The sequence below is a fragment of the Mesobacterium hydrothermale genome, from assembly GCF_035818635.1.
Taxonomy (GTDB): domain Bacteria; phylum Pseudomonadota; class Alphaproteobacteria; order Rhodobacterales; family Rhodobacteraceae; genus Mesobacterium_A; species Mesobacterium_A hydrothermale.
The window spans coordinates 24,251-44,756 of record NZ_JAYLLH010000031.1 but is presented as its reverse complement, the minus strand read 5'-3'; the positions used below and the strand labels follow the sequence as shown (position 1 = coordinate 44,756).

At 63.9% G+C, this 20,506-nt stretch carries 29 protein-coding genes; 21 read left to right on the top strand and 8 right to left on the bottom strand.

Annotated elements, in window-relative coordinates; all coding sequences use genetic code 11:
• Positions 1–237 precede the first annotated feature (237 nt).
• Positions 238–600, top strand: coding sequence for a hypothetical protein (locus tag VK792_RS16655; RefSeq protein WP_326298999.1), 363 nt, complete (start codon positions 238–240; stop codon positions 598–600).
• Between the two features lie 10 nt (positions 601–610).
• On the opposite strand, the gene VK792_RS16650 is transcribed toward VK792_RS16655, so the two are convergent.
• Positions 611–1,789: a MalY/PatB family protein gene (locus tag VK792_RS16650; RefSeq protein WP_326298998.1), complete on the bottom strand. Its 1,179-nt coding sequence runs from the start codon at positions 1,787–1,789 to the stop codon at positions 611–613.
• A gap of 114 nt (positions 1,790–1,903) precedes the next feature.
• On the opposite strand from VK792_RS16650, the gene def (VK792_RS16645) reads away from it, so the two are divergent.
• From def (VK792_RS16645) to VK792_RS16620, 6 genes are read left to right on the top strand one after another with little or no spacing between them, the layout of a single operon-like run.
• A complete protein-coding gene (gene def, locus VK792_RS16645) occupies positions 1,904–2,428 on the top strand; it encodes a peptide deformylase (protein ID WP_326298997.1) in 525 nt (174 codons plus the stop codon).
• Entirely contained in the window at positions 2,425–2,916 is a 492-nt protein-coding gene (gene def, locus VK792_RS16640; RefSeq protein WP_326298996.1) for a peptide deformylase, read from the top strand. Before def (VK792_RS16645) ends, def (VK792_RS16640) begins: the two co-directional genes overlap by 4 nt.
• Complete coding sequence (def, locus tag VK792_RS16635) at positions 2,913–3,407, top strand: peptide deformylase (RefSeq protein ID WP_326298995.1); 495 nt, start codon at positions 2,913–2,915, stop codon at positions 3,405–3,407. The genes def (VK792_RS16640) and def (VK792_RS16635) overlap by 4 nt, the downstream gene beginning before the upstream one ends.
• Positions 3,408–3,442: 35 nt before the next feature.
• Positions 3,443–4,354 (top strand): methionyl-tRNA formyltransferase, encoded by a 912-nt coding sequence (gene fmt / locus VK792_RS16630; RefSeq protein ID WP_326298994.1) that lies wholly within the window; start codon positions 3,443–3,445, stop codon positions 4,352–4,354.
• Positions 4,355–4,358: 4 nt separating this feature from the next.
• Positions 4,359–4,598, top strand: a complete 240-nt coding sequence (locus VK792_RS16625) for a hypothetical protein (RefSeq protein WP_326298993.1) — start codon at positions 4,359–4,361, stop codon at positions 4,596–4,598.
• Positions 4,599–4,610: 12 nt separating this feature from the next.
• The gene (locus VK792_RS16620; RefSeq protein WP_326298992.1) at positions 4,611–4,850 is read left to right on the top strand and encodes a GlsB/YeaQ/YmgE family stress response membrane protein; all 240 of its coding nucleotides are present in this window, start codon (positions 4,611–4,613) and stop codon (positions 4,848–4,850) included.
• A gap of 9 nt (positions 4,851–4,859) precedes the next feature.
• Here VK792_RS16620 and rnhA read toward each other — a convergent pair whose 3' ends face one another.
• The 4 genes from rnhA to ispH form a co-directional block, all read right to left on the bottom strand.
• Positions 4,860–5,312 carry a ribonuclease HI gene (gene rnhA / locus VK792_RS16615; protein WP_326298991.1) on the bottom strand — a complete coding sequence of 151 codons (453 nt, stop codon included), beginning with the start codon at positions 5,310–5,312 and terminating at the stop codon, positions 4,860–4,862.
• Positions 5,305–5,895: a class I SAM-dependent DNA methyltransferase gene (locus VK792_RS16610; protein WP_326298990.1), complete on the bottom strand. Its 591-nt coding sequence runs from the start codon at positions 5,893–5,895 to the stop codon at positions 5,305–5,307. Before VK792_RS16610 ends, rnhA begins: the two co-directional genes overlap by 8 nt.
• On the bottom strand, positions 5,892–6,344 hold the full coding sequence (locus VK792_RS16605; protein ID WP_326298989.1) for a DUF3429 domain-containing protein: 453 nt from the start codon (positions 6,342–6,344) through the stop codon (positions 5,892–5,894). The genes VK792_RS16610 and VK792_RS16605 overlap by 4 nt, the downstream gene beginning before the upstream one ends.
• A 366-nt stretch (positions 6,345–6,710) precedes the next feature.
• Positions 6,711–7,658 carry a 4-hydroxy-3-methylbut-2-enyl diphosphate reductase gene (ispH, locus tag VK792_RS16600; RefSeq protein WP_326298988.1) on the bottom strand — a complete coding sequence of 316 codons (948 nt, stop codon included), beginning with the start codon at positions 7,656–7,658 and terminating at the stop codon, positions 6,711–6,713.
• A 132-nt stretch (positions 7,659–7,790) separates the two neighbouring features.
• On the opposite strand from ispH, the gene VK792_RS16595 reads away from it, so the two are divergent.
• Complete coding sequence (locus tag VK792_RS16595; RefSeq protein ID WP_326298987.1) at positions 7,791–8,231, top strand: cytochrome c; 441 nt, start codon at positions 7,791–7,793, stop codon at positions 8,229–8,231.
• Positions 8,232–8,233: 2 nt separating this feature from the next.
• On the opposite strand, the gene VK792_RS16590 is transcribed toward VK792_RS16595, so the two are convergent.
• Together VK792_RS16590 and VK792_RS16585 are read right to left on the bottom strand one after the other, a co-directional pair.
• A complete protein-coding gene (locus VK792_RS16590) occupies positions 8,234–8,671 on the bottom strand; it encodes a YqaA family protein (RefSeq protein ID WP_326298986.1) in 438 nt (145 codons plus the stop codon).
• 38 nt (positions 8,672–8,709) lie between these two features.
• Complete coding sequence (locus VK792_RS16585; protein WP_326298985.1) at positions 8,710–9,282, bottom strand: LabA-like NYN domain-containing protein; 573 nt, start codon at positions 9,280–9,282, stop codon at positions 8,710–8,712.
• A 130-nt stretch (positions 9,283–9,412) separates the two neighbouring features.
• Between VK792_RS16585 and folK the strand changes: the two genes are divergently transcribed.
• The 8 genes from folK (at position 9,413) to VK792_RS16545 (ending at position 16,080) form a co-directional block, all read left to right on the top strand.
• Positions 9,413–9,979 (top strand): 2-amino-4-hydroxy-6-hydroxymethyldihydropteridine diphosphokinase, encoded by a 567-nt coding sequence (folK, locus tag VK792_RS16580; protein WP_326298984.1) that lies wholly within the window; start codon positions 9,413–9,415, stop codon positions 9,977–9,979.
• Between the two features lie 80 nt (positions 9,980–10,059).
• Positions 10,060–10,413 carry a DNA-directed RNA polymerase subunit omega gene (rpoZ, locus tag VK792_RS16575; RefSeq protein ID WP_326298983.1) on the top strand — a complete coding sequence of 118 codons (354 nt, stop codon included), beginning with the start codon at positions 10,060–10,062 and terminating at the stop codon, positions 10,411–10,413.
• Between the two features lie 29 nt (positions 10,414–10,442).
• Complete coding sequence (locus VK792_RS16570) at positions 10,443–12,581, top strand: RelA/SpoT family protein (RefSeq protein WP_326298982.1); 2,139 nt, start codon at positions 10,443–10,445, stop codon at positions 12,579–12,581.
• 18 nt (positions 12,582–12,599) lie between these two features.
• A complete protein-coding gene (locus tag VK792_RS16565) occupies positions 12,600–13,247 on the top strand; it encodes a DUF2062 domain-containing protein (RefSeq protein ID WP_326298981.1) in 648 nt (215 codons plus the stop codon).
• 31 nt (positions 13,248–13,278) lie between these two features.
• The gene (locus tag VK792_RS16560) at positions 13,279–14,028 is read left to right on the top strand and encodes a pyridoxine 5'-phosphate synthase (RefSeq protein ID WP_326298980.1); all 750 of its coding nucleotides are present in this window, start codon (positions 13,279–13,281) and stop codon (positions 14,026–14,028) included.
• Positions 14,025–14,339, top strand: a complete 315-nt coding sequence (locus tag VK792_RS16555; RefSeq protein WP_326298979.1) for a Dabb family protein — start codon at positions 14,025–14,027, stop codon at positions 14,337–14,339. Before VK792_RS16560 ends, VK792_RS16555 begins: the two co-directional genes overlap by 4 nt.
• Positions 14,336–14,743, top strand: coding sequence for a holo-ACP synthase (gene acpS, locus VK792_RS16550; RefSeq protein WP_326298978.1), 408 nt, complete (start codon positions 14,336–14,338; stop codon positions 14,741–14,743). The genes VK792_RS16555 and acpS overlap by 4 nt, the downstream gene beginning before the upstream one ends.
• A gap of 80 nt (positions 14,744–14,823) precedes the next feature.
• On the top strand, positions 14,824–16,080 hold the full coding sequence (locus tag VK792_RS16545) for a PAS domain-containing protein (protein WP_326298977.1): 1,257 nt from the start codon (positions 14,824–14,826) through the stop codon (positions 16,078–16,080).
• Positions 16,081–16,177: 97 nt separating this feature from the next.
• Here the strand turns inward: VK792_RS16545 and VK792_RS16540 are convergent, their stop codons facing one another.
• The gene (locus VK792_RS16540; RefSeq protein WP_326298976.1) at positions 16,178–17,047 is read right to left on the bottom strand and encodes a branched-chain amino acid aminotransferase; all 870 of its coding nucleotides are present in this window, start codon (positions 17,045–17,047) and stop codon (positions 16,178–16,180) included.
• Positions 17,048–17,198: 151 nt separating this feature from the next.
• On the opposite strand from VK792_RS16540, the gene VK792_RS16535 reads away from it, so the two are divergent.
• From VK792_RS16535 to VK792_RS16515, 5 genes are read left to right on the top strand one after another with little or no spacing between them, the layout of a single operon-like run.
• Entirely contained in the window at positions 17,199–17,714 is a 516-nt protein-coding gene (locus VK792_RS16535) for a MarR family winged helix-turn-helix transcriptional regulator (protein ID WP_326298975.1), read from the top strand.
• Positions 17,707–18,408, top strand: coding sequence for a response regulator (locus VK792_RS16530; RefSeq protein WP_326298974.1), 702 nt, complete (start codon positions 17,707–17,709; stop codon positions 18,406–18,408). The genes VK792_RS16535 and VK792_RS16530 overlap by 8 nt, the downstream gene beginning before the upstream one ends.
• Positions 18,409–18,456: 48 nt before the next feature.
• Positions 18,457–19,383, top strand: coding sequence for a histone deacetylase family protein (locus VK792_RS16525; RefSeq protein WP_326298973.1), 927 nt, complete (start codon positions 18,457–18,459; stop codon positions 19,381–19,383).
• Complete coding sequence (locus VK792_RS16520; protein ID WP_326298972.1) at positions 19,380–19,622, top strand: exodeoxyribonuclease VII small subunit; 243 nt, start codon at positions 19,380–19,382, stop codon at positions 19,620–19,622. The genes VK792_RS16525 and VK792_RS16520 overlap by 4 nt, the downstream gene beginning before the upstream one ends.
• Positions 19,623–19,628: 6 nt before the next feature.
• On the top strand, positions 19,629–20,498 hold the full coding sequence (locus VK792_RS16515) for a polyprenyl synthetase family protein (protein WP_326298971.1): 870 nt from the start codon (positions 19,629–19,631) through the stop codon (positions 20,496–20,498).
• Positions 20,499–20,506: the final 8 nt, after the last annotated feature.

Genomic DNA, 20,506 nt, shown 5'->3' with positions numbered 1-20,506 from the left:
CGTTTGGCGGGCAGACCCCAACGACATCATCGCCGCAAGAAATCGAGGGTTCCAAATGTTGGATTCAATCCACTAGCAGGCCCCCCCCTGTCGGCAAGTCGGGAAATCCCCCGGTTTCGCCACGCCTGGCTCACGATTTGTTCACCGGTATGACCAAGCGCTTAACGGTTTCTTTCCAATTGAAACAAATACTGCCCTCCCAAGACCGGGTGCAGGGTGATTGGATCGGACGGTATCATGTCGACTTTGATCGTTGAAAGCAGCCGCGCGCTTGGAGCGCTCTGGAAGGCACATCTTGAAACGCTTGGTGCCAAGGTGGTGCTGACCAGTTCCCAGACCAGCGCGATCGAGGCGCTGCGCCAACGCAGTTTCCGGGTGATCGTCCTGGACCTTTTCATCGGCGACCGAAGCGCGCTGGCGATTGCCGACTATGCCGGTTATCGCCAGCCAGAGGCGAAAGTCCTGTTCGTCACCAACACCTCTATCTTTTCCGATGGTTCGCTGCTGCGGCTTTATCCCAACGCCTGCGCCCTTGTCAGAACGACAACGCCGCCAGAGGACCTGGCGGCGATGGTTGAACATTTCTCGGTGGCGGCCTGACCCGCACCGGTCACTGAAGATCGGCAAAGGCCTTTTGCAGACGTTCCGCCGCCTCGATCACGCGGCTGCGCGGGGTGGCCAGGTTGAACCGCAGGAAGCTTTCGCCGCCGGTGCCGAAGGTCGCACCGTGGTTCGCGGCGATATGCGCCTCTTTCTCGACCCGGGCAATGAATTCCTCGCTGCCCATGCCAATGCCGTCGAAATCCACCCAGGACAGATAGGTCGACTCCAGCGGCATCGAGGTGACGCCGGGAATGGTGTTCACCGCCGCGTCGAAGATCTGTCGGTTGCCGTCGATATAGGCGCACAGCTCGTCGACCCAGGCCGCGCCTTCGGGCGAATAGGCGGCGGTCGTCATGAAAAGGCCGAAAGAATTCGGCGAAATTCCCAACGCCCCCATGCGCGCGGCGAATTTCGCGCGCAAGCCCTCGTCGGCGATGATGACGTTGCCGGTATGGCTGCCCGCGATGTTGAACGTCTTGGTCGAGGCCGTCATCATCACCAGCCGGTCGGCGATGCTGTCATCGACCAGTGGCATCGGGATATGGCTGTGGCCCGGCATGATCAGATCGTGGTGGATTTCGTCCGACACCAGCACCAGGTCGTGACGCTTGGCGAAATCTGCGACGCCCTGCAATTCCTCGCGCGTCCAGACCCGGCCACCGGGGTTATGCGGCGAACACAGGATCACCATCTTCTCCGCCCCGGTCATCATCGCGTCATAGGCGTCGAAGTCATAGCGGTAGAGCCCGGCCTCGTCCTTGACCAGCTCGCATTCCACCACGTTCCGTCCCGCCGCGCGGATCACGCGGGCAAAGGCGTGATAGACCGGGGTGAACAGCACGACGCCGTCGCCCGGCGCGGTAAAGGCATCGACACACAGGCCGGTGCCGTTCACCAGCCCGTGGGTCGAGAACACCCAGGACGGGTCCACCGCCCAGCCATGGCGGTTCTGCATCCACCACTGGATCGACGCCTTGTAGTCGCGGTCATCGCCGAAATAACCGTAGATGCCATGCCGGGTCATCCCGTCCAGCGCGTGCTGCACGCAGGCCGGCGGGCGGAAATCCATGTCGGCCACCCACATCGCCAGACCGCTGTCAGCCGGCACGTCATAGGCCTTGTCCATCATGTCCCACTTCACGCAATGGGTTCCGTGGCGGTCGATCACCTCGTCGAATTGGCTCATACTCTTCCCTCGTCATTCGCTTTGCCGGACGCTAGCGGATTTGGCCCCGGCTGCAAGGGGCCAGATCAAGTGCGGGATATTGCGCATTTCCGCGTCCTGTCCTAGATGAGCGGCATGAAACGGCCCATTCTCATCCATCCCGATCCGCGCCTGAAAAAGGTATGCGCCCCTGTCTCTGACCTGTCGGACGAATTGCGCACGCTGGCCGACGACATGCTGGAAACCATGTATGATGCGCCGGGCATCGGTCTGGCCGCGCCGCAAGTCGGCGTTCTGGACCGGCTGATCGTTCTGGATTGCGTCAAGGAAAAGGACGCGACGCCGCGCCCTCTGGTGATGTTCAACCCCGAGGTCCTGGCCCGCTCGGACGAAACCAATGTCTACGAGGAAGGCTGCCTGTCGATCCCCGAACAATATGCCGAGGTGACGCGCCCCAAGGTCGTCAAGGTGGGCTGGATCGACCGGAACGGCAACCCGCAGGAAGAAGAGTTCGACGGGCTTTGGGCGACCTGCGTCCAGCACGAGATCGACCATCTGAACGGCAAACTGTTCATCGACTACCTTGGTCCGATGAAACGCCAGATGATCACCCGCAAGATGGTCAAGCTCAAGAAAGAGCGCGCGCGAGACCGGATGTGACCGTCCGCCCGGTTCTGAAATATCCCGATGCGCGGCTGTCGCAGCCCTGTGACCCGGTCGGGGCAGAGGATGTCTCGGCCCTGATCGCCGACATGTTTGACACCATGTATGCCGCCTATGGCCGGGGACTGGCCGGGCCGCAGATCGGCGTGATGACGCGGGTCTTCGTGATGGACGCAACCTGGAAGGACGGGCCGCGCAGCCCGATTGCGGTGCTGAACCCGGTGATCGTGCCGGTGGGCGCAGAGGCAGAGGGCGAAGAGGCTTGCCTGTCGGTGCCCGGCGTATCCGCCCGCGTGATCCGCCCCGCGACGATCGACTTGCAGTATGAAACCGCGGACCGTCTGCCCCGGCGCGTCACCCTGACCGGGGCGGCGGCGCGCATCGTCCAGCATGAAACCGACCACCTTGACGGGCTGCTGCACTGGGACCGGATGTCCCCCGGTGCCCGCGCCGCCCTGATCGCGGAATACGAGGCCCTGACATGACCGTGCGCCCCTGCCTGCCCTGGCCGGACAAGCGGCTGAAAACCGTGGCCGAGCCGGTCGAACAGATCACCGACGAGATCCGCGCGATCTGGGACGACATGATCGACACGATGGAGGCGATGCCCGGCGTGGGCCTTGCCGCCAACCAGATCGGTGTGCTGAAACGGCTGGCCGTGGTCGATGCCTCGGAAACCCGCGGGCAGGCCGTGCGCATGGCCAACCCCGAGGTGCTGCATGCCAGCATCCACCTGCGCGACCATGACGAGGCCAGCCCGAACCTGCCGGGCGTGTCGGCGAAAATCAAACGCCCGCGTGCTGTGACCGTGCGCTTTCTGAATGCCGCCGGAGAGGTCGAGGAACGCGATTTCGTCGGGCTTTGGGCGACCTCGGTCCAGCACCAGATCGACCACCTGAACGGCAAGCTGTTCTTCGACCGGCTGAGCAAGGTGAAACGCGACATGCTGCTGCGCAAGGCGCGCAAGCTGGGCTAAGGCCGGGACCCACCCCCGCCGAAACGGAGGAACACATGCGCATCGTCTTCATGGGCAGCCCTGAATTTTCCGTCCCGGTGCTGGAGGCGCTGGTCGATGCCGGTCACGAGATCGCCGCCGTCTATTGCCAGCCGCCGCGCCCGGCCGGACGCGGCAAGAAGGACCGCCCGACCCCGGTGCAGGCCCGGGCCGAAGCGCTGGGCCTGCCGGTGCGCCACCCCGAACGGCTGAAATCGCCCGAGGACCAGGCGGATTTCGCCGCGTTGAACGCCGATGTCGCCGTGGTTGTCGCCTATGGGCTGATCCTGCCGCAAGCCGTTCTGGATGCGCCGGCCTTCGGGTGCCTGAACATCCATGCCTCGCTTTTGCCGCGCTGGCGCGGGGCCGCACCGATCCATCGCGCGATCCTGTCGGGCGACAGGGAAACCGGCATCTGCATCATGCAGATGGAAGCCGGGCTGGACACCGGCCCCGTTCTGCTGCGCGAAACGACGCCCATCGGCGCGGAGGAAACCACCGCGGACCTGCACGACCGCCTGTCAGCCATGGGCGCCGCACTGATCGTCCAGGCGCTGGACCGCCTGCCCGAGCTGACGCCAGAACCGCAGCCCGAGGACGGCGTGACCTATGCCGCCAAGATCGACAAGGCCGAGGCGCAGATCGACTGGACCCGCCCGGCGGTCGAGGTGGATCGCCAGATCCGAGGCCTGTCGCCCTTTCCTGGGGCCTGGACCACGCTGCAGGGCGAGCGGGTGAAGCTGCTGAAGTCCCGCCTTGCGGACGGAACCGGCCCGGCGGGCGCTGCGTTGGACGACACGCTGCGGATCGCTTGCGGCGACGGGGCGATTCAGGTGACCATGGCACAGAAGGCCGGCAAGGGCGCGCAGGATGCGGCCACTTTCCTGCGCGGGACAGCGGTGCCCAAAGGCACCACATTCGGAGGATAGACCCATGTTCCCATCGCTGATCGGCACGCTGTTGATTGCGGGCATCGTCGGTGTGATTTCGGAACGCAGCGGGGTCACGCGCAACGGCGTGCTGCCCTCGGTCATCATCTGCCTTGGCGGGGCGCTGCTGTTCTACTTCGTCTGGGTGATGTTCGGCTTTGGCTTTCAAAGACCGGGCTGGAATGCCATCATCGCGTCCATCGGCGCGCTGATCATCGTGCCGACCCGGTTCCGCAAACGCTGACAGGAGGCACCGATGGGCATTCTCTGGCTGGTCATCATCGGCACCGCGGCGGGTTTTCTGGCCACCCGCGCGATGAAGATGGAAACCGACATCGTGGTCACGATGGCGATCGGCATCGCCGGGGCGCTGATCGGTGGTCTGGTGCTGCGGGCGCTGCTGGCGGTGATGGGGGCGGCAGCCGGGTTCATCGGTGCCATTCTCGGGTCTTTGGTGCTGATCTGGCTGTGGAAGACCTACGGCAACCGGTCCTGAACGCCCGCCCTATCCCTTGAACGGCGCCATGCCCGCGCGGGCCAGTTCGTCGGCACGTTCGTTTTCCGGGTGCCCGGCATGGCCCTTGACCCATTTCCACGTCACGGTGTGTCGCGCCTGCGCCGCATCCAGCCGCTGCCACAGTTCGGCGTTCTTGACGGGCTTTTTCGCCGCCGTCTTCCAGCCGTTCCGTTTCCAGCCGAAGATCCAGCCGGTCACCCCGTTCTTGACATAGGCGCTGTCGGTCACGACCGTCAGCGCGCTGGGACGATCCAGCGTTTCCAGCGCCATGATCGCGGCCATCAGTTCCATCCGGTTGTTGGTCGTCTGGGCCTCGCCACCGCTGAGTTCGCGCTCTTTCAGGACGGTATCGCCGTTCATGGCGCGCATCAGCACACCCCAGCCACCAGGGCCGGGATTTCCGGAACACGCACCATCGGTATAGGCAAAAAGATCAGGCATGGGAGAGGACGGATATCCACGGTGCCTCGACCCCGTCAAGGCCCATATCGACCCCCGACCGGAATTCCCGCGGGGTGAACCCGGCCTGTTCCAGCAGCCCCCGCAACGCCGTTTCGGTGTAATAGGTATATAGCCGCCCGATCCCGTCGCGCCGGCTGCCGTCGCCTTCCTTCACCGCGACATGGAACACCCCGCCGGGGCGCAACGCTCGCTTGATCGCGGCCAGGTGGCTCGGCATGTCGTCGCGCGGCGCGTGCAGCAGGCTGAAATTGGCCCAGACCCCGTCATAGATGCCGTCGGCATCCAGATCGGAAAACTCTGCCTGCCAGGCGGTCACGCCCGGGTGCTGACCGGCCAGTGCCACCATCTCGGCAGAGGCGTCCATTCCGTCGACGATGAACCCCCGTGCGCCCATCACCCGCGACGCGCCGCCGGGACCGCAGCCAAGGTCCAGCACCCTTGCGCCCTTTGGCAATGCGGCAACGAAGGCCTTCAGCAGCGTGCCGGGCTCTTCGGCCTTGGTGATCTGGTCGTATTCCGCGGCGCGGGCGTCATAGACGGCAATGGTTTCACGGTCGCTCATATCAGCACCCCGATGGACAGGCACAACAGGACGATGGCGGTCAGCGGCACCCGCAGCGCCATCCACCAATCGGGGGCAAGCTGCCAGCGCCAGAACGCCCAGTCCAGCAGCAACAACCCGGCAAAGCCGGTCATCAGGTTCAGCGCCGCGCTGGCGGGTCCGCCGCCGGTCATGAAAAACGCCCAAAGCGCCGGGATCACCGACAGGGCATAGCCGGTGGCGGCCTGACGGCCAGTGGCCCTGGTGGCAAACCCCCACAGCACGCCCGACATGAAGCTGAGGATGACCGAGCCATAGAACAATTGCACATAGGGCCCGACGAACCGCCCGCCCAGCGTACGCAGCCCCCAGTCCGCCAGCCCGTCGTTCACCACGGTCAACGCGCCCCAGACAAAGGGGACGAGACCGGCAAGGCCAAGGATCAGGGCGGAACGGGGGATCTGGGGCATGGGTGCCTCTTGGTGCTGCGCTGCCCCGGTTTCTAGCGTCACCGGACCCTGGGGGCCAGACCAAAGGCGGCGACCGCGTTTCGCCCCTGCCCCCACCGCGCGGCGGGTTAACCGAACCTGAACGCCCCTGCGGGCACCTTGCCCCTGTTGCAACGCCGAAGATGACGGATGCGGATGGCCCACCAGCCATTCGGCCCGACAAACCCGGGGAGGGTTCATCGACCCGCCCCAACCGGGTGACCCGGGGGTTTACGCCCCCCGGGTACAGTCTGCCCCCGTGGCACGGCGCCGATCTTCGCCTTTGTCCAGATGGTTCACACCGAACCCCACCCTGCCAGCCAGAGGGCTGCGCGGGGCAAGGGCGCGTTACGCCTGCCGCAGCACGCGCGGCACCTTGAATTCCACGTCCTCGCGGGCGGTTTCCACAACTTCTTCGGTCACGTCGAACCGGTCGCGGAACGCCTGGATCACCTCTTCGATCAGCACCTCGGGCGCGCTGGCGCCGGCGGTGATGCCGACCGAAGTCACGCCCTCCAGCGCGCGCCAGTCGATATCCGTCGCCCGCTGCACCAGCTGGGCATAGCCGCAGCCCGCGCGGCGGCCGACCTCGACCAGGCGGCGCGAGTTCGACGAATTGGGCGCGCCCACCACCAGCATCGCCTGCACCTTGGGGGCAATCGCCTTAACCGCCTCTTGCCGGTTGGTGGTGGCGTAACAGATGTCTTCCTTGTGCGGGCCGACGATGGCGGGAAACCGCGCCTGCAAGGCCGCCACGATATCCGCCGTATCATCCACCGACAGGGTGGTTTGCGTCACAAAGGCCAGCTTCGCCGGGTCGCGCACCGTCACACCGGCCACGTCCTCGACCGTTTCGACCAGCAAGACCTCTCCGTCGGGCAATTGCCCCATCGTCCCGATGGTTTCAGGGTGGCCCGCATGGCCGATCATGATCATCTGAAGGCCCGCTTCGGCGTGGCGCTGCGCTTCGATATGAACCTTGCTGACCAGCGGGCAGGTGGCATCGACAAAGACCATTTCACGCCGCGCCGCTTCGGCCGGGACGGATTTCGGCACGCCATGGGCGGAAAACACCACCGGCCGGTCGTCGGGGCAATCGTCCAGTTCCTCGACGAACACCGCGCCCTTGGATTTCAGGTCGTCGACCACGTATTTGTTGTGCACGATCTCGTGCCGGACAAACACCGGCGCGCCCCATTTCTCCAGCGCCATCTCGACGATCTTGATTGCCCGGTCGACACCGGCACAGAACCCGCGCGGCGCGGCAAGATACAGGGCAAGGGCGGGTTTGGTCATGGCAGGCCTCCGTCGTTGCGGCTGACCTAGCCTGTCGCGGCGCGCCGGTCCAGTCCTGCGCGGCTCACGCCGGTGTGACTTGAGCGTCCAGCGCGGGAACCCAGTTTAGTGCGCAAAACATGGGAGAGAGACATGTTCAGACAGCTGACCCTTGCCGCCGCGCTGACCGGTGGCCCCGCCCTTGCCGAAAGCCTTTTGCCTTATCAGGACGCGGCGCGGGTGGAAAACGGCGCGGTGCTGTACCAGGACCATTGCGCCGCCTGTCATGGCGCAAAGCTGGAAGGCGAGCCGAACTGGAAAGCGCCCGACGCGGACGGCTACATGCCGGCCCCGCCGCATGACGAAACCGGCCACACCTGGCACCACGCTGACCCGCTGCTGATCCAGATCACCGCGCTGGGGACAGAGGCGATCATCGGCGGCACCTACAAATCCCGCATGTCCGGGTTTGCCGATGTTCTGACAATGGACGAGGTTCTGGACGTGCTGGCCTATATCAAGAGCACCTGGCCCGACGAGGTGATCGCGATCCACAACGACATCAACGCGCGGGCGGCGGCGTTCCGCAACTGACCTCAGGAACTGACATGGGCGGTGATCCAGGCCAGCACGATGTACCGCGCGGTCTTGGAAATCGACACCAGCGTCAGGAACAGCCACCACGGCGTGCGCATGATGCCCGCGATCACCGTCATCGCGTCGCCCAACGGTGCCCAACTGAAAAGCAGCGTCCAGATGCCCCAGCGGGCATACCATTTCTGGGCGCGCTCCAGTTGTTCCTCGGTCACCGGAAACCACCGGCGACCGTGGAAGTGTTCAACGTAAAGACCCAGGACATAGTTCAGCGCAGAGCCCAGCGTGTTGCCCACGCTGGCCACGACGACAAGCGCCCAAAGCGGCACCACCCCTGACAGCTGAACGCCGACAAAGACGATTTCGGACTGGATCGGCAACAAGGTGGCTGCGCCGAACGCGACAGCGAACAGCCCAGCAAGTGTTGCGAGTTCCGTCATCTTGCCCCGGGCCCCACTCCCTCAGGCATGTGCGGCGCTCATTTGTCCCCGGCGACCTCGAACCGGCGTTCCGCGGTCTGTTCCCGTGGCGGGCGGCCGATCACGTCGCGCAATTCATCCAGTTCGATGAAATTATCGGCCTGTCGGCGCAGTTCATCAGCGATCATCGGCGGCTGGCTGCGGATGGTCGAGACCACTGAAACCCGCACCCCCTGGCGCTGAAGGCTTTCCACCAGCGGACGGAAATCGCCATCCCCCGAAAACAACACAATGTGATCGACGCGCGGGGCCAATTCCATGGCATCGACGGTCAGTTCGATGTCCATGTTGCCCTTTACTTTACGTCGCCCCTGACTGTCGGTGTATTCCTTGGCCGGCTTCGTCACCATTGTGAAACCGTTGTAGTGTAGCCAATCGACAAGCGGTCGAATCGGGGAATACTCGTCGTTCTCGAGAAGGGCGGTATAGTAAAACGCGCGCAACATCTTGCCACGACGCACGAATTCCTGGCGCAGAAGCTTGTAGTCGATATCAAATCCCAACGCCTTCGCGGCGGCGTACAGATTCGATCCATCGATGAACAGCGCCAGCCGTTCGTCCTTGTAAAACATCAAAAATCCTTTCACGAAAAGGCCCTGCTTACGTCCGTGAGTGTAAAATGGCCGCAGAGCCTAGTAGCTTTGTTTCTATGCGTTTTACGTCGCGCTTCAAGCGCGTCTATGTATCAAGGGTACTCTTATGATGCAATTCAGGCAAGAAATCCTGGTCGCGCTGGGGGCAAACCAGCCGTCTTGGGCTGGAAATTCAGCACAAACGCTGCGCCATGCACTGGGAGCATTTGCCGCGCATGGGCTGCGGCTGCGCCGGATCAGCCGGTTTTTCGCGACGCCCTGCTTTCCGGCCGGCGCCGGGCCGGACTATGTGAATGCCGCCGTCGCCGTGCAAAGCGACCTCGTCGCCCCCGAAATCCTGGGCCAGCTGCACCGGATCGAGGCCGCGTTTGGCCGCGAACGGGGCGGGCGCTGGCAGGCGCGGTCGATTGACCTTGACCTGCTGGCCATCGGTGACAGCGTTCTGCCTGACCGCACCACCTTCGATCGCTGGCAGGCGCTGCCGATCGAACGCCAGCGCGCCGAGGCCCCCGACCGGTTGATCCTGCCGCATCCGCGGATCCAGGACCGGCCCTTCGTGCTGGTGCCGCTGGCCGACATCGCGCCCGACTGGCGCCACCCGGCACTGCACCGCACGGTGCGCCAGATGCTGACCGACTTGCCACAAGATGACGTTACAGAGGTGAAACCCCTGTGATTCCCGGCTTGCGTTTTTCCGGTCAAGGCCCTACTTAGGCAGCTTCTGACGTCGACCCAGATAAGTTTCGGAGATTCCTCATGGCCCGCGTGACGGTTGAAGACTGCGTAGACAAGGTTCCCAACCGGTTTGAACTGGTGATGCTGGCCGCACATCGTGCGCGCGAGGTTTCGGAAGGGGCTGCCCTGACCGTCGACCGCGACAACGACAAGAACCCGGTTGTCGCCCTGCGCGAAATCGCCGAGGAAACCCAATCCGCCGACGAACTGCGCGAACGTCTGATCGAGGCCAACCAGACCCAGATCGAAGTGGACGAGCCGGAAGAGGATTCGATGGCTCTGCTGATGGGCGCCGAGGCCGACAAGCCCGCCGACGACGACATGTCCGAGGAAAAGCTGCTTCGCGCCCTGATGGAAGCGCAGGGGCAAGGCTAAGGCCGCACCGCAGGAGATAACGGGGCACCATGATTCCTGCCGATGACCTGATTGCCCTGGTCCGCAACTACAACCCGAAGACCAACGCAGACCTGATCCGGGCGGCCTATGACTATGGCCGCCTGATGCACGAGGGGCAGTTGCGGCACTCGGGCGAGCCGTATTTCACCCATCCGGTCGCCGTGGCGGCGATCCTGACCGAACAGCAGCTGGACGATGCGACGATCATCACCGCGCTGCTGCACGACACCATCGAAGACACCAAATCCACCTACAGCGAGGTCGCCAAGACCTTTGGCGACGAAATCGCCATGCTGGTCGATGGCGTCACCAAGCTGACCAACCTGCAACTGTCCAGTACGGAAACCAAGCAGGCGGAAAACTTCCGCAAGCTGTTCATGGCCATGTCCAAGGACCTGCGGGTGATCCTGGTCAAGCTGGCCGACCGCCTGCACAATATGCGCACCATCAAGGCGATGCGGCCGGACAAGCAGGTTCAGAAAGCGCGCGAAACGATGGATATCTTCGCGCCGCTGGCAGGCCGCATGGGCATGCAATGGATGCGCGAAGAACTGGAAGACCTGGCCTTTCGCGTGCTGAACCCCGATGGGCGCGCCAGCATCATCCGCCGGTTCATCACGCTGCAAAAGGAAACCGGTGACGTCATCCACCGGATCACGTCCGACATGCGGTCGGAACTGGACAAGGCCGGGATCAAGGCCGAGGTGTTCGGCCGCGCCAAGAAACCCTATTCGATCTGGCGCAAGATGCAGGAAAAGGACCTGGCGTTTTCGCGCTTGTCCGACATCTACGGCTTCCGCGTCATCACCCGGTCGGACGAAGACTGCTATGCCGCGCTGGGGGTGATCCATCGCCGCTGGCTGGCGGTTCCGGGCCGGTTCAAGGATTACATCAGCCAGCCCAAGTCGAACGGCTATCGCAGCATCCACACCACTGTGTCGGGCCGCGACGGCAAGCGGGTCGAGGTGCAGATCCGCACCCGCCAGATGCATGACGTGGCCGAAACCGGGGTGGCCGCGCACTGGTCCTATCGCGACGGGGTGCGCAGCCATAACCCGTTCGCCGTCGATCCGTCGAAATGGATCGCGTCGATGACCGAACAGTTCGACGGCGAGGACGACCACGACGAATTCCTCGAAGCGGTGAAGCTGGAAATGTATTCCGACCAGGTGTTCTGCTTCACTCCCAAGGGTGACGTGGTTCAGCTGCCGCGCGGGGCGACGCCGCTGGATTTCGCCTATGCGATCCACACGCGGATCGGCTCGGGCTGTGTCGGCGCCAAGGTCGACGGGCTGCGCGTGCCGTTGTGGACCCGGCTGAAGAACGGCCAGTCGGTTGAAATCATCACCGCCCAGGGCCAGGAGCCGCAGGCCACCTGGCTGGACATCGCCATCACCGGCAAGGCCAAGTCCGCAATCCGGCGGGCCTTGCGCGAGGCCGACCGCGAACGCTTTGTCAAGCTGGGCGCGGAACTGGCACGGTCCGCTTTTGAACATGTCGGCAAGAAATCCAGCGACAAGACCCTGGAAAGCGCCGCCCGTACCCTGCGGCTGCCCGATATCGAAACCCTGCTGGCCCGCCTCGGCAGCGCCGAACTGACGGCGCAGGACGTGGTGCAGGCGGTCTATCCCGACCTGGCCAGCCATGACAGCGACGAGATCGAGCGCAAGCGGGCGCTGATCGGCCTGTCGCCCGGCCAATCCTTCGATCGTGCGCCGTGCTGCCAGCCGCTTCCAGGCGAACGAATCGTCGGCATCACCTTCCGCGGCAAGGGTGTTACGGTTCACACAATCGACTGTGCCGCGCTGGAAGAGTTCGAAGACCAGCCGTCGCGCTGGCTCGACCTGCACTGGGCCAGCGGAAAACACCCGGCAATCTATACGGTTACGCTGGAATTGACGATTGGGAACGACGCCGGTGTGCTGGGACGGATTTGCACATTGATTGGAGAGCGCAAGGCCAATATCACGGACCTAGTGTTTGTGGATCGTAAACCGGATTTCTACCGCCTTCTTATTGATATCGACCTGCGGGATGCAGAACACCTGCATTCGCTCATGTCAGCATTGGAAGCGGAAAGCGATGTGGCCAGCGTGGCGCGCAGACGTGACCCGAGCCTCGCCGCCCGAACGGCGGCAGCAGAATAAGCAAGGAAGGACACCAGGATGGTCTTCAAGCGCCGCGACAGGCGACCGTTCTGGAGAATTATCCGAGAAGCCCTCTGGCCCCGCGGCGGCTGGGCCAGGGCAGCGCGTTACGTGCGCCATCGCCTGCACCGCCTGCCCGATCCGCCGGAAAAGATCGCGCGCGGCATCTTTGCCGGTGTCTTCACCACCTTCACCCCGTTTTACGGCCTGCACTTCCTGACCGCCGCCATCATCGCCACGGTGATGCGCGGCAATATCCTTGCCGCGCTGCTGTCGACCTTTTTTGGCAACCCGCTGACCTATGTGCCGATCGGCGTCGCCGCGATGACTACCGGCAACTGGCTGTTGGGGCTCGACCGCAAGGCCGAACATGGCAGCCTTGTCAGCAAGTTCTACGGCGCAGGACGCGACCTGTGGCAAAACCTGCTGTCGCTGTTCAACGGTGCGCAGCCGGACTGGACCGAACTGCATATCTTCTACAACGAAGTGTTCTTTCCTTACATGATCGGCGGCATCATCCCCGGTATCATCGCCGGGCTTGTGGCCTATTACCTGTCGGTGCCGGTGATCCGGGTCTACCAGAACCGCCGCAAGGGTGTGCTCAAGGCGAAACTCGCCGCGCTGAAACACAAGAAACAGGCTGACGCGAGCGCCAAGGCGGACTAAATTCTCCGAAAACCATCAAGGATTTGATCAAATGAGCTTTGCCGGCCGTCTTCGTCTGGGCGTGAACATCGACCATGTCGCCACCGTGCGCAACGCCCGTGGCGGGGCCTATCCCGATCCGCTGCGCGCGGCCAAACTGGCCGAGGCAGCGGGCGCAGACGGCATCACCGCGCACCTGCGCGAGGACCGCCGCCACATCACCGACACCGACATCGACGCGCTGATGGCAGAGCTGTCGATTCCGCTGAACCTGGAAATGGCGGCGACCGAAGAAATGCAGGCCATTGCGCTGCGTCACAAGCCGCACGCCGTCTGCATCGTCCCCGAAAAGCGCGAGGAACGCACCACCGAAGGCGGACTGGAAGTCGCACGCGAGGAAAACAAGCTGGCCCATTTCATCGCCCCGCTGCGTGACGCCGGCTGCCGGGTGTCGATCTTCATTGCCGCGGATGAGGCACAGATCACGGCCGCCAACCGGATCGGCGCGCAGGTGATCGAACTGCACACCGGCGCCTATTGCGATGCCTTCGCCGAAGGCCGGATGGACGACGCCGAAGCGGAACTGAAATCGCTGCGCGAAATGTCGGCCTATGCCTACAGCCTCGGGCTTGAGGTGCACGCCGGCCATGGCCTGACCTATGACACCGTGAAACCCGTTGCCGCCTTTCCCGAGGTGATGGAACTGAACATCGGCCATTTCATCATCGGCGAGGCGATCTTTCTGGGCCTGGACCCGGCAATCCGCGAAATGCGCCGCCTGATGGACGAGGCGCGGACTTGATCCGGCATTGTGTCTTCCTGCGGTTGCGGCCCGATGCGGACAAAGACGCGCTGGACGAGGTGATGCAGGGGCTTCAGGCGCTGACGCGGCGGCTGGCGGGCGCAGGCGGGTTTGTCTGCGGTCCGAACGCGGATTTCGAAGGCAAGACGCCAGAGTATCCCGCCGGGTTCACCATCGACTTTGCCGATGCCGAGGCACTGGCGACCTATGCCCGGGACCCCGACCACCGCGCCCTGGGCGCGCGTCTGGTGGCGTTGTGCGACGGCGGCGCGGCGGGGATCACCGTCTATGATCTAAGGGTCGAGGGATGATCCTTGGCATCGGCACCGACCTTGCGAACATAGACCGGATCGCCGCGACGCTGGACAGGTTCGGCGACCGGTTCCGCAATCGCGTCTTCACCGAGGTCGAGCAGCGCAAGGCCGAACGCCGCAAGGACGTGGCCGGCACCTATGCCAAACGCTGGGCCGCGAAAGAGGCCTGTTCCAAGGCGCTTGGCACGGGGTTGCGCATGGGCATTTCCTGGCGTGACATGGCGGTTTCCAACCTGCCCACCGGTCAGCCGGTGATGGCGGTGACGGGTTGGGCCCGGGAACGGCTGGACCAGATGACACCGCCGGGACACGAGGCGATCATCCACGTCACGCTGACCGACGACCACCCCTGGGCGCAGGCCTTTGTCGTGATCGAAGCGCGCCCCGTACAAATCGACTGAACCGTCTGTACGATTTTCATCTTTTGGCAACGGCTTGGCCCGATGCTCCGGGCATTCCGATCTGCCAGGGGCCCGGCCGCATGACCATTCTTGACCGCAAGCGTTCGTTCGATCACCTCAGCCTGCTGCCGGGCGAGGTGCCGTTTGACATTGCCGAAATGTTCTTTTCCCGCACCGATGAACGCGGGGTGATCCAGGCCTGCAACGGCGTATTCCGCCGGGTATCGGGCTATGAATGGGCCCAGATGCGTGGGGCCCCGCACAAGATCGTGCGCCACCCGGACATGCCCAAGGGCGTGTTCTGGCTGTTCTGGCAGGTGCTGAAATCGGGTCAACCCATCGGCGCCTATGTCAAGAACCGGTCCGCCGACGGGCGGTTCTACTGGGTGTTTGCCGTCGCCGCGCCCAGCAATGACGGCTATGTTTCGGTCCGGCTGAAACCCACCAGCCCGCTGCACGGCAAGGTCATCGCCCTGTACGAAGACCTGCTGGCCGACGAACAGGACGGCCTGACACCCGAACAAAGTGCCGGCCGTCTGCAACAGCGGATCGCCGAGATGGGGTATACCAACTATGCCAATTTCTCGTCGGTCGCACTGATGACGGAAATGCGCGAACAGCTCAGCCGGACGGAACGGTCCCCCGAAAGCTGGCAACACCGGTTCCTGACCATGTCGGACGCGATCATGCAGGTGCAGGTTGAAACCTCGGAAATGCTGCATGCCTTTCGGACGATCCGCACGGTGCCGATGAACATGCGGATCCTCGCGTCGCGGCTGGAAAACGCAGGCGGCCCGATCAGCGCGATTTCGATCAACTATGGCGCGATGCTGGATGAAATGACCGCGTGGGTGCATGCCTTCAGCCACGGCAAGGACAGCCCCTTTGCCCGTATCCGCGATTCGATCTTTACCGGGCAGTTCCTGGCCTGTGCGGCGGCGTTGCAGGTGCAAATGGCACAGCGCTTCGGGCGGCAGACATCAAGCCTGACCAACGATGAAATCGACGTGCCGGGCGAAAGCGCGCGTCTGCGCCAGCAAGCGCTGGACTATCGCAAGCGCGCGGCAGAGGCCCTGAAAGTGGTGGAGCTTGAGGCTGGCAACCTTGCCCGCAGTGTGCTGGACATGAACCGCTATGTCACCGGGCTCAGTTCGACCCGGATGATGTGCAAGATCGAAAGCGCCGCGCTGGAAGATTCCGGCGAAGCGCTGGCCGGGATCGTGCACCAGCTGGATTACTGCCAGCAGGCGATCGAAACCCACCTTGCACGGATTTCGGAAATGAACGGGTTGATCCAGTCCAACACCGCGATGCTGCGGGCCACATCGCAGGCCTGACAAAAAACCCCGGGCACACGGCCCGGGGTCTGGTTCGATCCGCAGGGCGGGCGTCGCTCGCAGCAAACAAAAGCCGCGGTTCGCCCGCTGTGCCAGCTTAGCTGCGCACCAGCGCCTCATAGCTTTCGGCGATGTCACGGGTCAGCGCGCCAACCTCGAAACGATAGTCGCCGATCTGGCCAACCGGGGTGACCTCTGCCGCGGTGCCGGTCAGCCAGCACTGTTCAAAGCCTTCCATCTCTTCCGGCATGATGTGGCGTTCATGCACGGCGATGCCCTTTTCCTTGAGCATCTGGATCACGGTCTGACGGGTCAGGCCGTTCAGGAAGCAGTCGGGCTTGGGCGTGTGCACCTCGCCATCCTTGACGAAGAAGATGTTGGCGCCCGTCGCCTCGGCCACGTAGCCGCGGTAATCCATGAACAGCGCGTCGGAACAGCCCTTGGCCTCTGCAGCGTGTTTCGAGATCGTGCAGATCATGTAAAGACCCGCCGCCTTGGCGTGCACGGGGATGGTTTCCGGGCTGGGGCGCTTCCACTTGGAAATGTCCAGCTTGGCGCCCTGGTACTTGGCATCGCCATAGTAGTTGCCCCATTCCCATGCCGCGATCGCAAGGCGCACCGGGTTCCGGGCCGAGGCGACACCCATGTCTTCGCCGGCGCCGCGCCACGCAACCGCACGGACATAGGCATCGGTGAAACCGTTGACCTTCAACACCTCCTGCTTTGCGGCCTCGATTTCATCGACGCTGAAGGGGATCTTGAAATCCAGTTCGCCGGCCGAGAAATGCAGCCGCTCCGAATGCTGCCGCGACAGGAAGATCTTGCCGTTATAGGCGCGCTCCCCTTCGAAAACGGAACTGGCATAGTGCAGAGCGTGGGTCAGGACATGGACCTTGGCCGAACGCCAGTCGACCATCTGGCCATCCAGCCAGATTTTTCCATCGCGATCATCATATGCTCCGGCCATGCCCATCCTCCTTCGGGTGCTTTTCATATGTTGCGCAATTTATGTCCGATGCGAACATATAGTTGCGCGAAAACTGCGATTCGCTACCAGTTCAGACTTGGAATGTCAACAAGACTGACTTAAAATCAGGCAGGGCAAGAAGGAGCAGACCATGACCGACACCCGCGCGCCGCATCCCGCCGGGAACGAGACGCTGCTGTTCCTGACCGATGAACAGTTGCGGCAGGGCATCGAAGCGATGTTTTTTGCCTATCGCGGCTTTACCGCCGATCCTGATCGTATCCTTGCCGGGCTCAGCTATGGCCGCGCCCATCACCGCGCGCTGCATTTCATCAATGCGGCCCCCGGCACCACCGTCAACAACCTGCTGCGTACGCTGGGGGTGACCAAGCAATCGCTGAACCGGGTGCTGCGCACGCTGATCGAAGACGGGCTTGTCGAAAGTCGCGTCGGCCGCGCCGACCGGCGCGAACGCCATCTGTACCTGACCGGCGAAGGCGCGGCGCTGGAACGGCAATTGTCCGATGCCCAGCGGTCGCGGATGCGCGCCGCCTATCGCAACGCGGGACCCGAAGCAGTGGCCGGGTTCAAGAAGGTATTGGAAGCGATGATGGACAGCGAATTGCGCGCCCAGTATCACGCGATGCGGGAGGGCCGTAATGAGTGACACCGATGCCCATCTTCTGATCGTCGACGATGACGAGCGCATTCGCGGGCTGTTGCAGAAATTCCTGATCCGCAACGGCTTCCTTGTCAGCGCCGCGCGCGACGCGGCCCATGCCCGCCGCCTGCTGGTCGGGCTGGATTTCGACATGCTGGTGCTGGATGTGATGATGCCGGGCGAGGACGGCGTCAGCCTGACCCGCGCGATCCGCGAAACATCTGACACGCCGATCCTGCTGCTGACCGCGAAATCGGAAACAGAGGACCGGATTGCCGGGTTCGAAGCCGGCGCCGACGACTATCTTGCGAAACCGTTCGAACCCAAGGAATTGCTGCTGCGGATCAACGCGATTCTGCGGCGGATGCCCGACCCGGTCGAAACCTCGACCACGCCAAAGCTTCTGGCGCTGGGGCAGATCCGTTATGACATCGACCGGGGCGAGCTTTGGCGCGGGGACGAACTGGTGCGGCTGACCGCGACAGAATCGCAGCTGATGCGCATTTTCGCTGCCCAGCCCGGAGAGGCGATCAGCCGGTCCAAACTGGTCGAGGACCTGGGCCGCGACCGGGGGCAGAGCCAGGAGCGCGCGGTCGACGTGCAGATCACCCGGTTGCGGCGCAAGCTGGAATCCGACCCGAAACAGCCGCGCTATCTGCAAACGGTGCGCGGCGCAGGCTACATGCTGGCGCCCGACTGACATCTGCTGATGCTTGTGCCGACGTTTCAGGCTGACTAGGGTCTGGCCATGATAACCGCTCTGATCACCCACGCCGATTGCCTGACCCATGTCACGCCTGCCGGTCACCCCGAACGGGTGGCCCGCCTTGAACACGTTCTGCACGCGCTTGAACCGCTGGACCTGCTGCGCGTGACCGCGCCGATGGCCGAGGACAGCGACCTGACGCTGATCCACCCGCAAGCCTATCTTGACGGGCTGCGCAAGGCCCTGCCCGACACCGGAAATGTCCAGCTGGACAGTGACACCTACATGTCGCCGGGCTCGATAAACGCGGCCTATCGCGCGGCGGGAGCGGTGCTGAAAGCCACAGACATGGTGCTGGGGGGCGACGTTGGCAATGCGTTCTGCGCGATCCGCCCGCCGGGTCACCACGCCGAAACCGCAACGCCGATGGGGTTCTGCCTGTTCGGCAACGCCGCGCTGGCGGCGAAACATGCGCTGGAGCGGCATGGGTTGGCGCGCGTGGCGGTGGTGGATTTCGATGTCCACCATGGCAACGGCACGCAGGACCTGTTGTGGAACGAATCGCGCGCGCTGACGATCACCAGCCAGCAGATGCCGCTGTGGCCCGGCACGGGCGAGGCCAGCGAACGCGGCGCGCATGACAACGTGCTGAACATCCCCCTGCCGCCACAGTCGACCGGGGCAGAGATGCGCGCGGCCTATACCGCGCAGGTCTTCCCGCGGCTGCGGGCGTTCCAGCCCGAACTGCTGATCATCTCTGCCGGGTTCGACGCGCACCAGGACGATCCGCTGGCACAGCTGAACTGGACGGTGGACGATTTCCGCTGGGTCACGCGCGAACTGTGCCAGATCGCGGCAGAGATCTGCGGCGGCCGCGTGGTCTCGACTTTGGAAGGCGGGTATGATCTGACGGCGCTCGCGAACAGCGCGAAGGCGCATGTCGAGGAACTGTTGGAGGCCGCGAAATGACCGATACCCCCGTCGAGGAAATGAGCTTTGAACAGGCCATGGCCGAACTGGAAAAGGTTGTGGGGCAGTTGGAGCGCGGCGACGTCCCGCTTGAGGACTCGATCACGCTGTACGAACGCGGCGCGACGCTGAAAAAGCGCTGCGAACAGAAGCTGAAGGAAGCCGAGGAAAAGGTCGCCGCGATCACGCTGGACGGCGACGGCAACCCGACCGGGACAAAGCCGGTCGAAGGGCTGTGAGCCAAGGTGTTTCCCTTTGCGCTTCAGGATGCCGCGACGCGGATCCAATCCCAGTTTGAGACTGTTCTGGGCAATTTGCGCCCGCTGCCGCTGACCCAGGCGATGGGCTATGCCACGCGGGGCGGCAAGGCGCTGCGCGGGTTCCTGGTGCTGGAAGGCGCGGCGCTGCATGGCGTTTCGCCGGATCGCGCGATCTGGCCTGCCACGGCGATCGAGGCGATCCACGCCTACAGCCTTGTGCACGATGACCTGCCTGCAATGGATGATGACGACCTGCGCCGGGGCCTGCCCACCGTGCACCGCAAATGGGACGAGGCGACCGCGATCCTTGTCGGCGACGCGTTGCAATCGCTGGGGTTCGAACTGGTGGCCGATCCGCGCTGCCACCCCGATGCCGGGGTCCGGGCGGATCTGACGCTGTCCTTGGCACAGGCGGCGGGCGCGCGCGGCATGGTTCTGGGGCAGGCGCTGGACATCGCCGCCGAAACCGCGACCACGCCCCTGACACTGGACCAGATCACCGACCTTCAGGCTGGCAAGACCGGTGCGCTGATCACCTGGTCGGCGATGGCCGGGGCACGGTTGGCCGGGGCCGATACCGCGCCCCTGCGCCGCTTTGGCGATGCGCTTGGCCTGGCCTTTCAGATCTGGGACGACGTGCTGGATGTCGAAGGCGACGCCGAAACCGTCGGCAAGGCCGTGGGCAAGGACGCGGGCCGTGGCAAGGCCACCTTTGTCAGCCTGTTGGGGCTGGAGGGGGCAAAACGCCGCGCTGCGCAACTCGTGCACGAGGCCTGCACAGCCCTAGATATATACGGAGAGAAGGCGGAAACCTTGAAGGACGCCGCCCGTTTCGTTATCTCGCGCCGCAACTAGGCCGTAAA

What these genes read in the sequence shown, in the direction of transcription:
- VK792_RS16620 (WP_326298992.1), top strand. Translation starts at nt 4,611, where the DNA reads ATGGGCATTCTCTGGCTGGTCATCATCGGCACCGCGGCGGGTTTTCTG.
- folK (WP_326298984.1), top strand. Translation starts at nt 9,413, where the DNA reads ATGCAATTCAGGCAAGAAATCCTGGTCGCGCTGGGGGCAAACCAGCCG.
- VK792_RS16655 (WP_326298999.1), top strand. Translation starts at nt 238, where the DNA reads ATGTCGACTTTGATCGTTGAAAGCAGCCGCGCGCTTGGAGCGCTCTGG.
- VK792_RS16540 (WP_326298976.1), bottom strand. Translation starts at nt 17,047, where the DNA reads ATGGCCGGAGCATATGATGATCGCGATGGAAAAATCTGGCTGGATGGC.
- VK792_RS16570 (WP_326298982.1), top strand. Translation starts at nt 10,443, where the DNA reads ATGATTCCTGCCGATGACCTGATTGCCCTGGTCCGCAACTACAACCCG.
- def (WP_326298997.1), top strand. Translation starts at nt 1,904, where the DNA reads ATGAAACGGCCCATTCTCATCCATCCCGATCCGCGCCTGAAAAAGGTA.
- rpoZ (WP_326298983.1), top strand. Translation starts at nt 10,060, where the DNA reads ATGGCCCGCGTGACGGTTGAAGACTGCGTAGACAAGGTTCCCAACCGG.
- VK792_RS16585 (WP_326298985.1), bottom strand. Translation starts at nt 9,282, where the DNA reads ATGTTTTACAAGGACGAACGGCTGGCGCTGTTCATCGATGGATCGAAT.
- VK792_RS16520 (WP_326298972.1), top strand. Translation starts at nt 19,380, where the DNA reads ATGACCGATACCCCCGTCGAGGAAATGAGCTTTGAACAGGCCATGGCC.
- VK792_RS16605 (WP_326298989.1), bottom strand. Translation starts at nt 6,344, where the DNA reads ATGCCCCAGATCCCCCGTTCCGCCCTGATCCTTGGCCTTGCCGGTCTC.
- fmt (WP_326298994.1), top strand. Translation starts at nt 3,443, where the DNA reads ATGCGCATCGTCTTCATGGGCAGCCCTGAATTTTCCGTCCCGGTGCTG.
- ispH (WP_326298988.1), bottom strand. Translation starts at nt 7,658, where the DNA reads ATGACCAAACCCGCCCTTGCCCTGTATCTTGCCGCGCCGCGCGGGTTC.
- def (WP_326298995.1), top strand. Translation starts at nt 2,913, where the DNA reads ATGACCGTGCGCCCCTGCCTGCCCTGGCCGGACAAGCGGCTGAAAACC.
- VK792_RS16595 (WP_326298987.1), top strand. Translation starts at nt 7,791, where the DNA reads ATGTTCAGACAGCTGACCCTTGCCGCCGCGCTGACCGGTGGCCCCGCC.
- rnhA (WP_326298991.1), bottom strand. Translation starts at nt 5,312, where the DNA reads ATGCCTGATCTTTTTGCCTATACCGATGGTGCGTGTTCCGGAAATCCC.
- VK792_RS16565 (WP_326298981.1), top strand. Translation starts at nt 12,600, where the DNA reads ATGGTCTTCAAGCGCCGCGACAGGCGACCGTTCTGGAGAATTATCCGA.
- VK792_RS16625 (WP_326298993.1), top strand. Translation starts at nt 4,359, where the DNA reads ATGTTCCCATCGCTGATCGGCACGCTGTTGATTGCGGGCATCGTCGGT.
- VK792_RS16530 (WP_326298974.1), top strand. Translation starts at nt 17,707, where the DNA reads ATGAGTGACACCGATGCCCATCTTCTGATCGTCGACGATGACGAGCGC.
- VK792_RS16535 (WP_326298975.1), top strand. Translation starts at nt 17,199, where the DNA reads ATGACCGACACCCGCGCGCCGCATCCCGCCGGGAACGAGACGCTGCTG.
- VK792_RS16610 (WP_326298990.1), bottom strand. Translation starts at nt 5,895, where the DNA reads ATGAGCGACCGTGAAACCATTGCCGTCTATGACGCCCGCGCCGCGGAA.
- VK792_RS16525 (WP_326298973.1), top strand. Translation starts at nt 18,457, where the DNA reads ATGATAACCGCTCTGATCACCCACGCCGATTGCCTGACCCATGTCACG.
- VK792_RS16590 (WP_326298986.1), bottom strand. Translation starts at nt 8,671, where the DNA reads ATGACGGAACTCGCAACACTTGCTGGGCTGTTCGCTGTCGCGTTCGGC.
- acpS (WP_326298978.1), top strand. Translation starts at nt 14,336, where the DNA reads ATGATCCTTGGCATCGGCACCGACCTTGCGAACATAGACCGGATCGCC.
- VK792_RS16650 (WP_326298998.1), bottom strand. Translation starts at nt 1,789, where the DNA reads ATGAGCCAATTCGACGAGGTGATCGACCGCCACGGAACCCATTGCGTG.
- VK792_RS16545 (WP_326298977.1), top strand. Translation starts at nt 14,824, where the DNA reads ATGACCATTCTTGACCGCAAGCGTTCGTTCGATCACCTCAGCCTGCTG.
- VK792_RS16560 (WP_326298980.1), top strand. Translation starts at nt 13,279, where the DNA reads ATGAGCTTTGCCGGCCGTCTTCGTCTGGGCGTGAACATCGACCATGTC.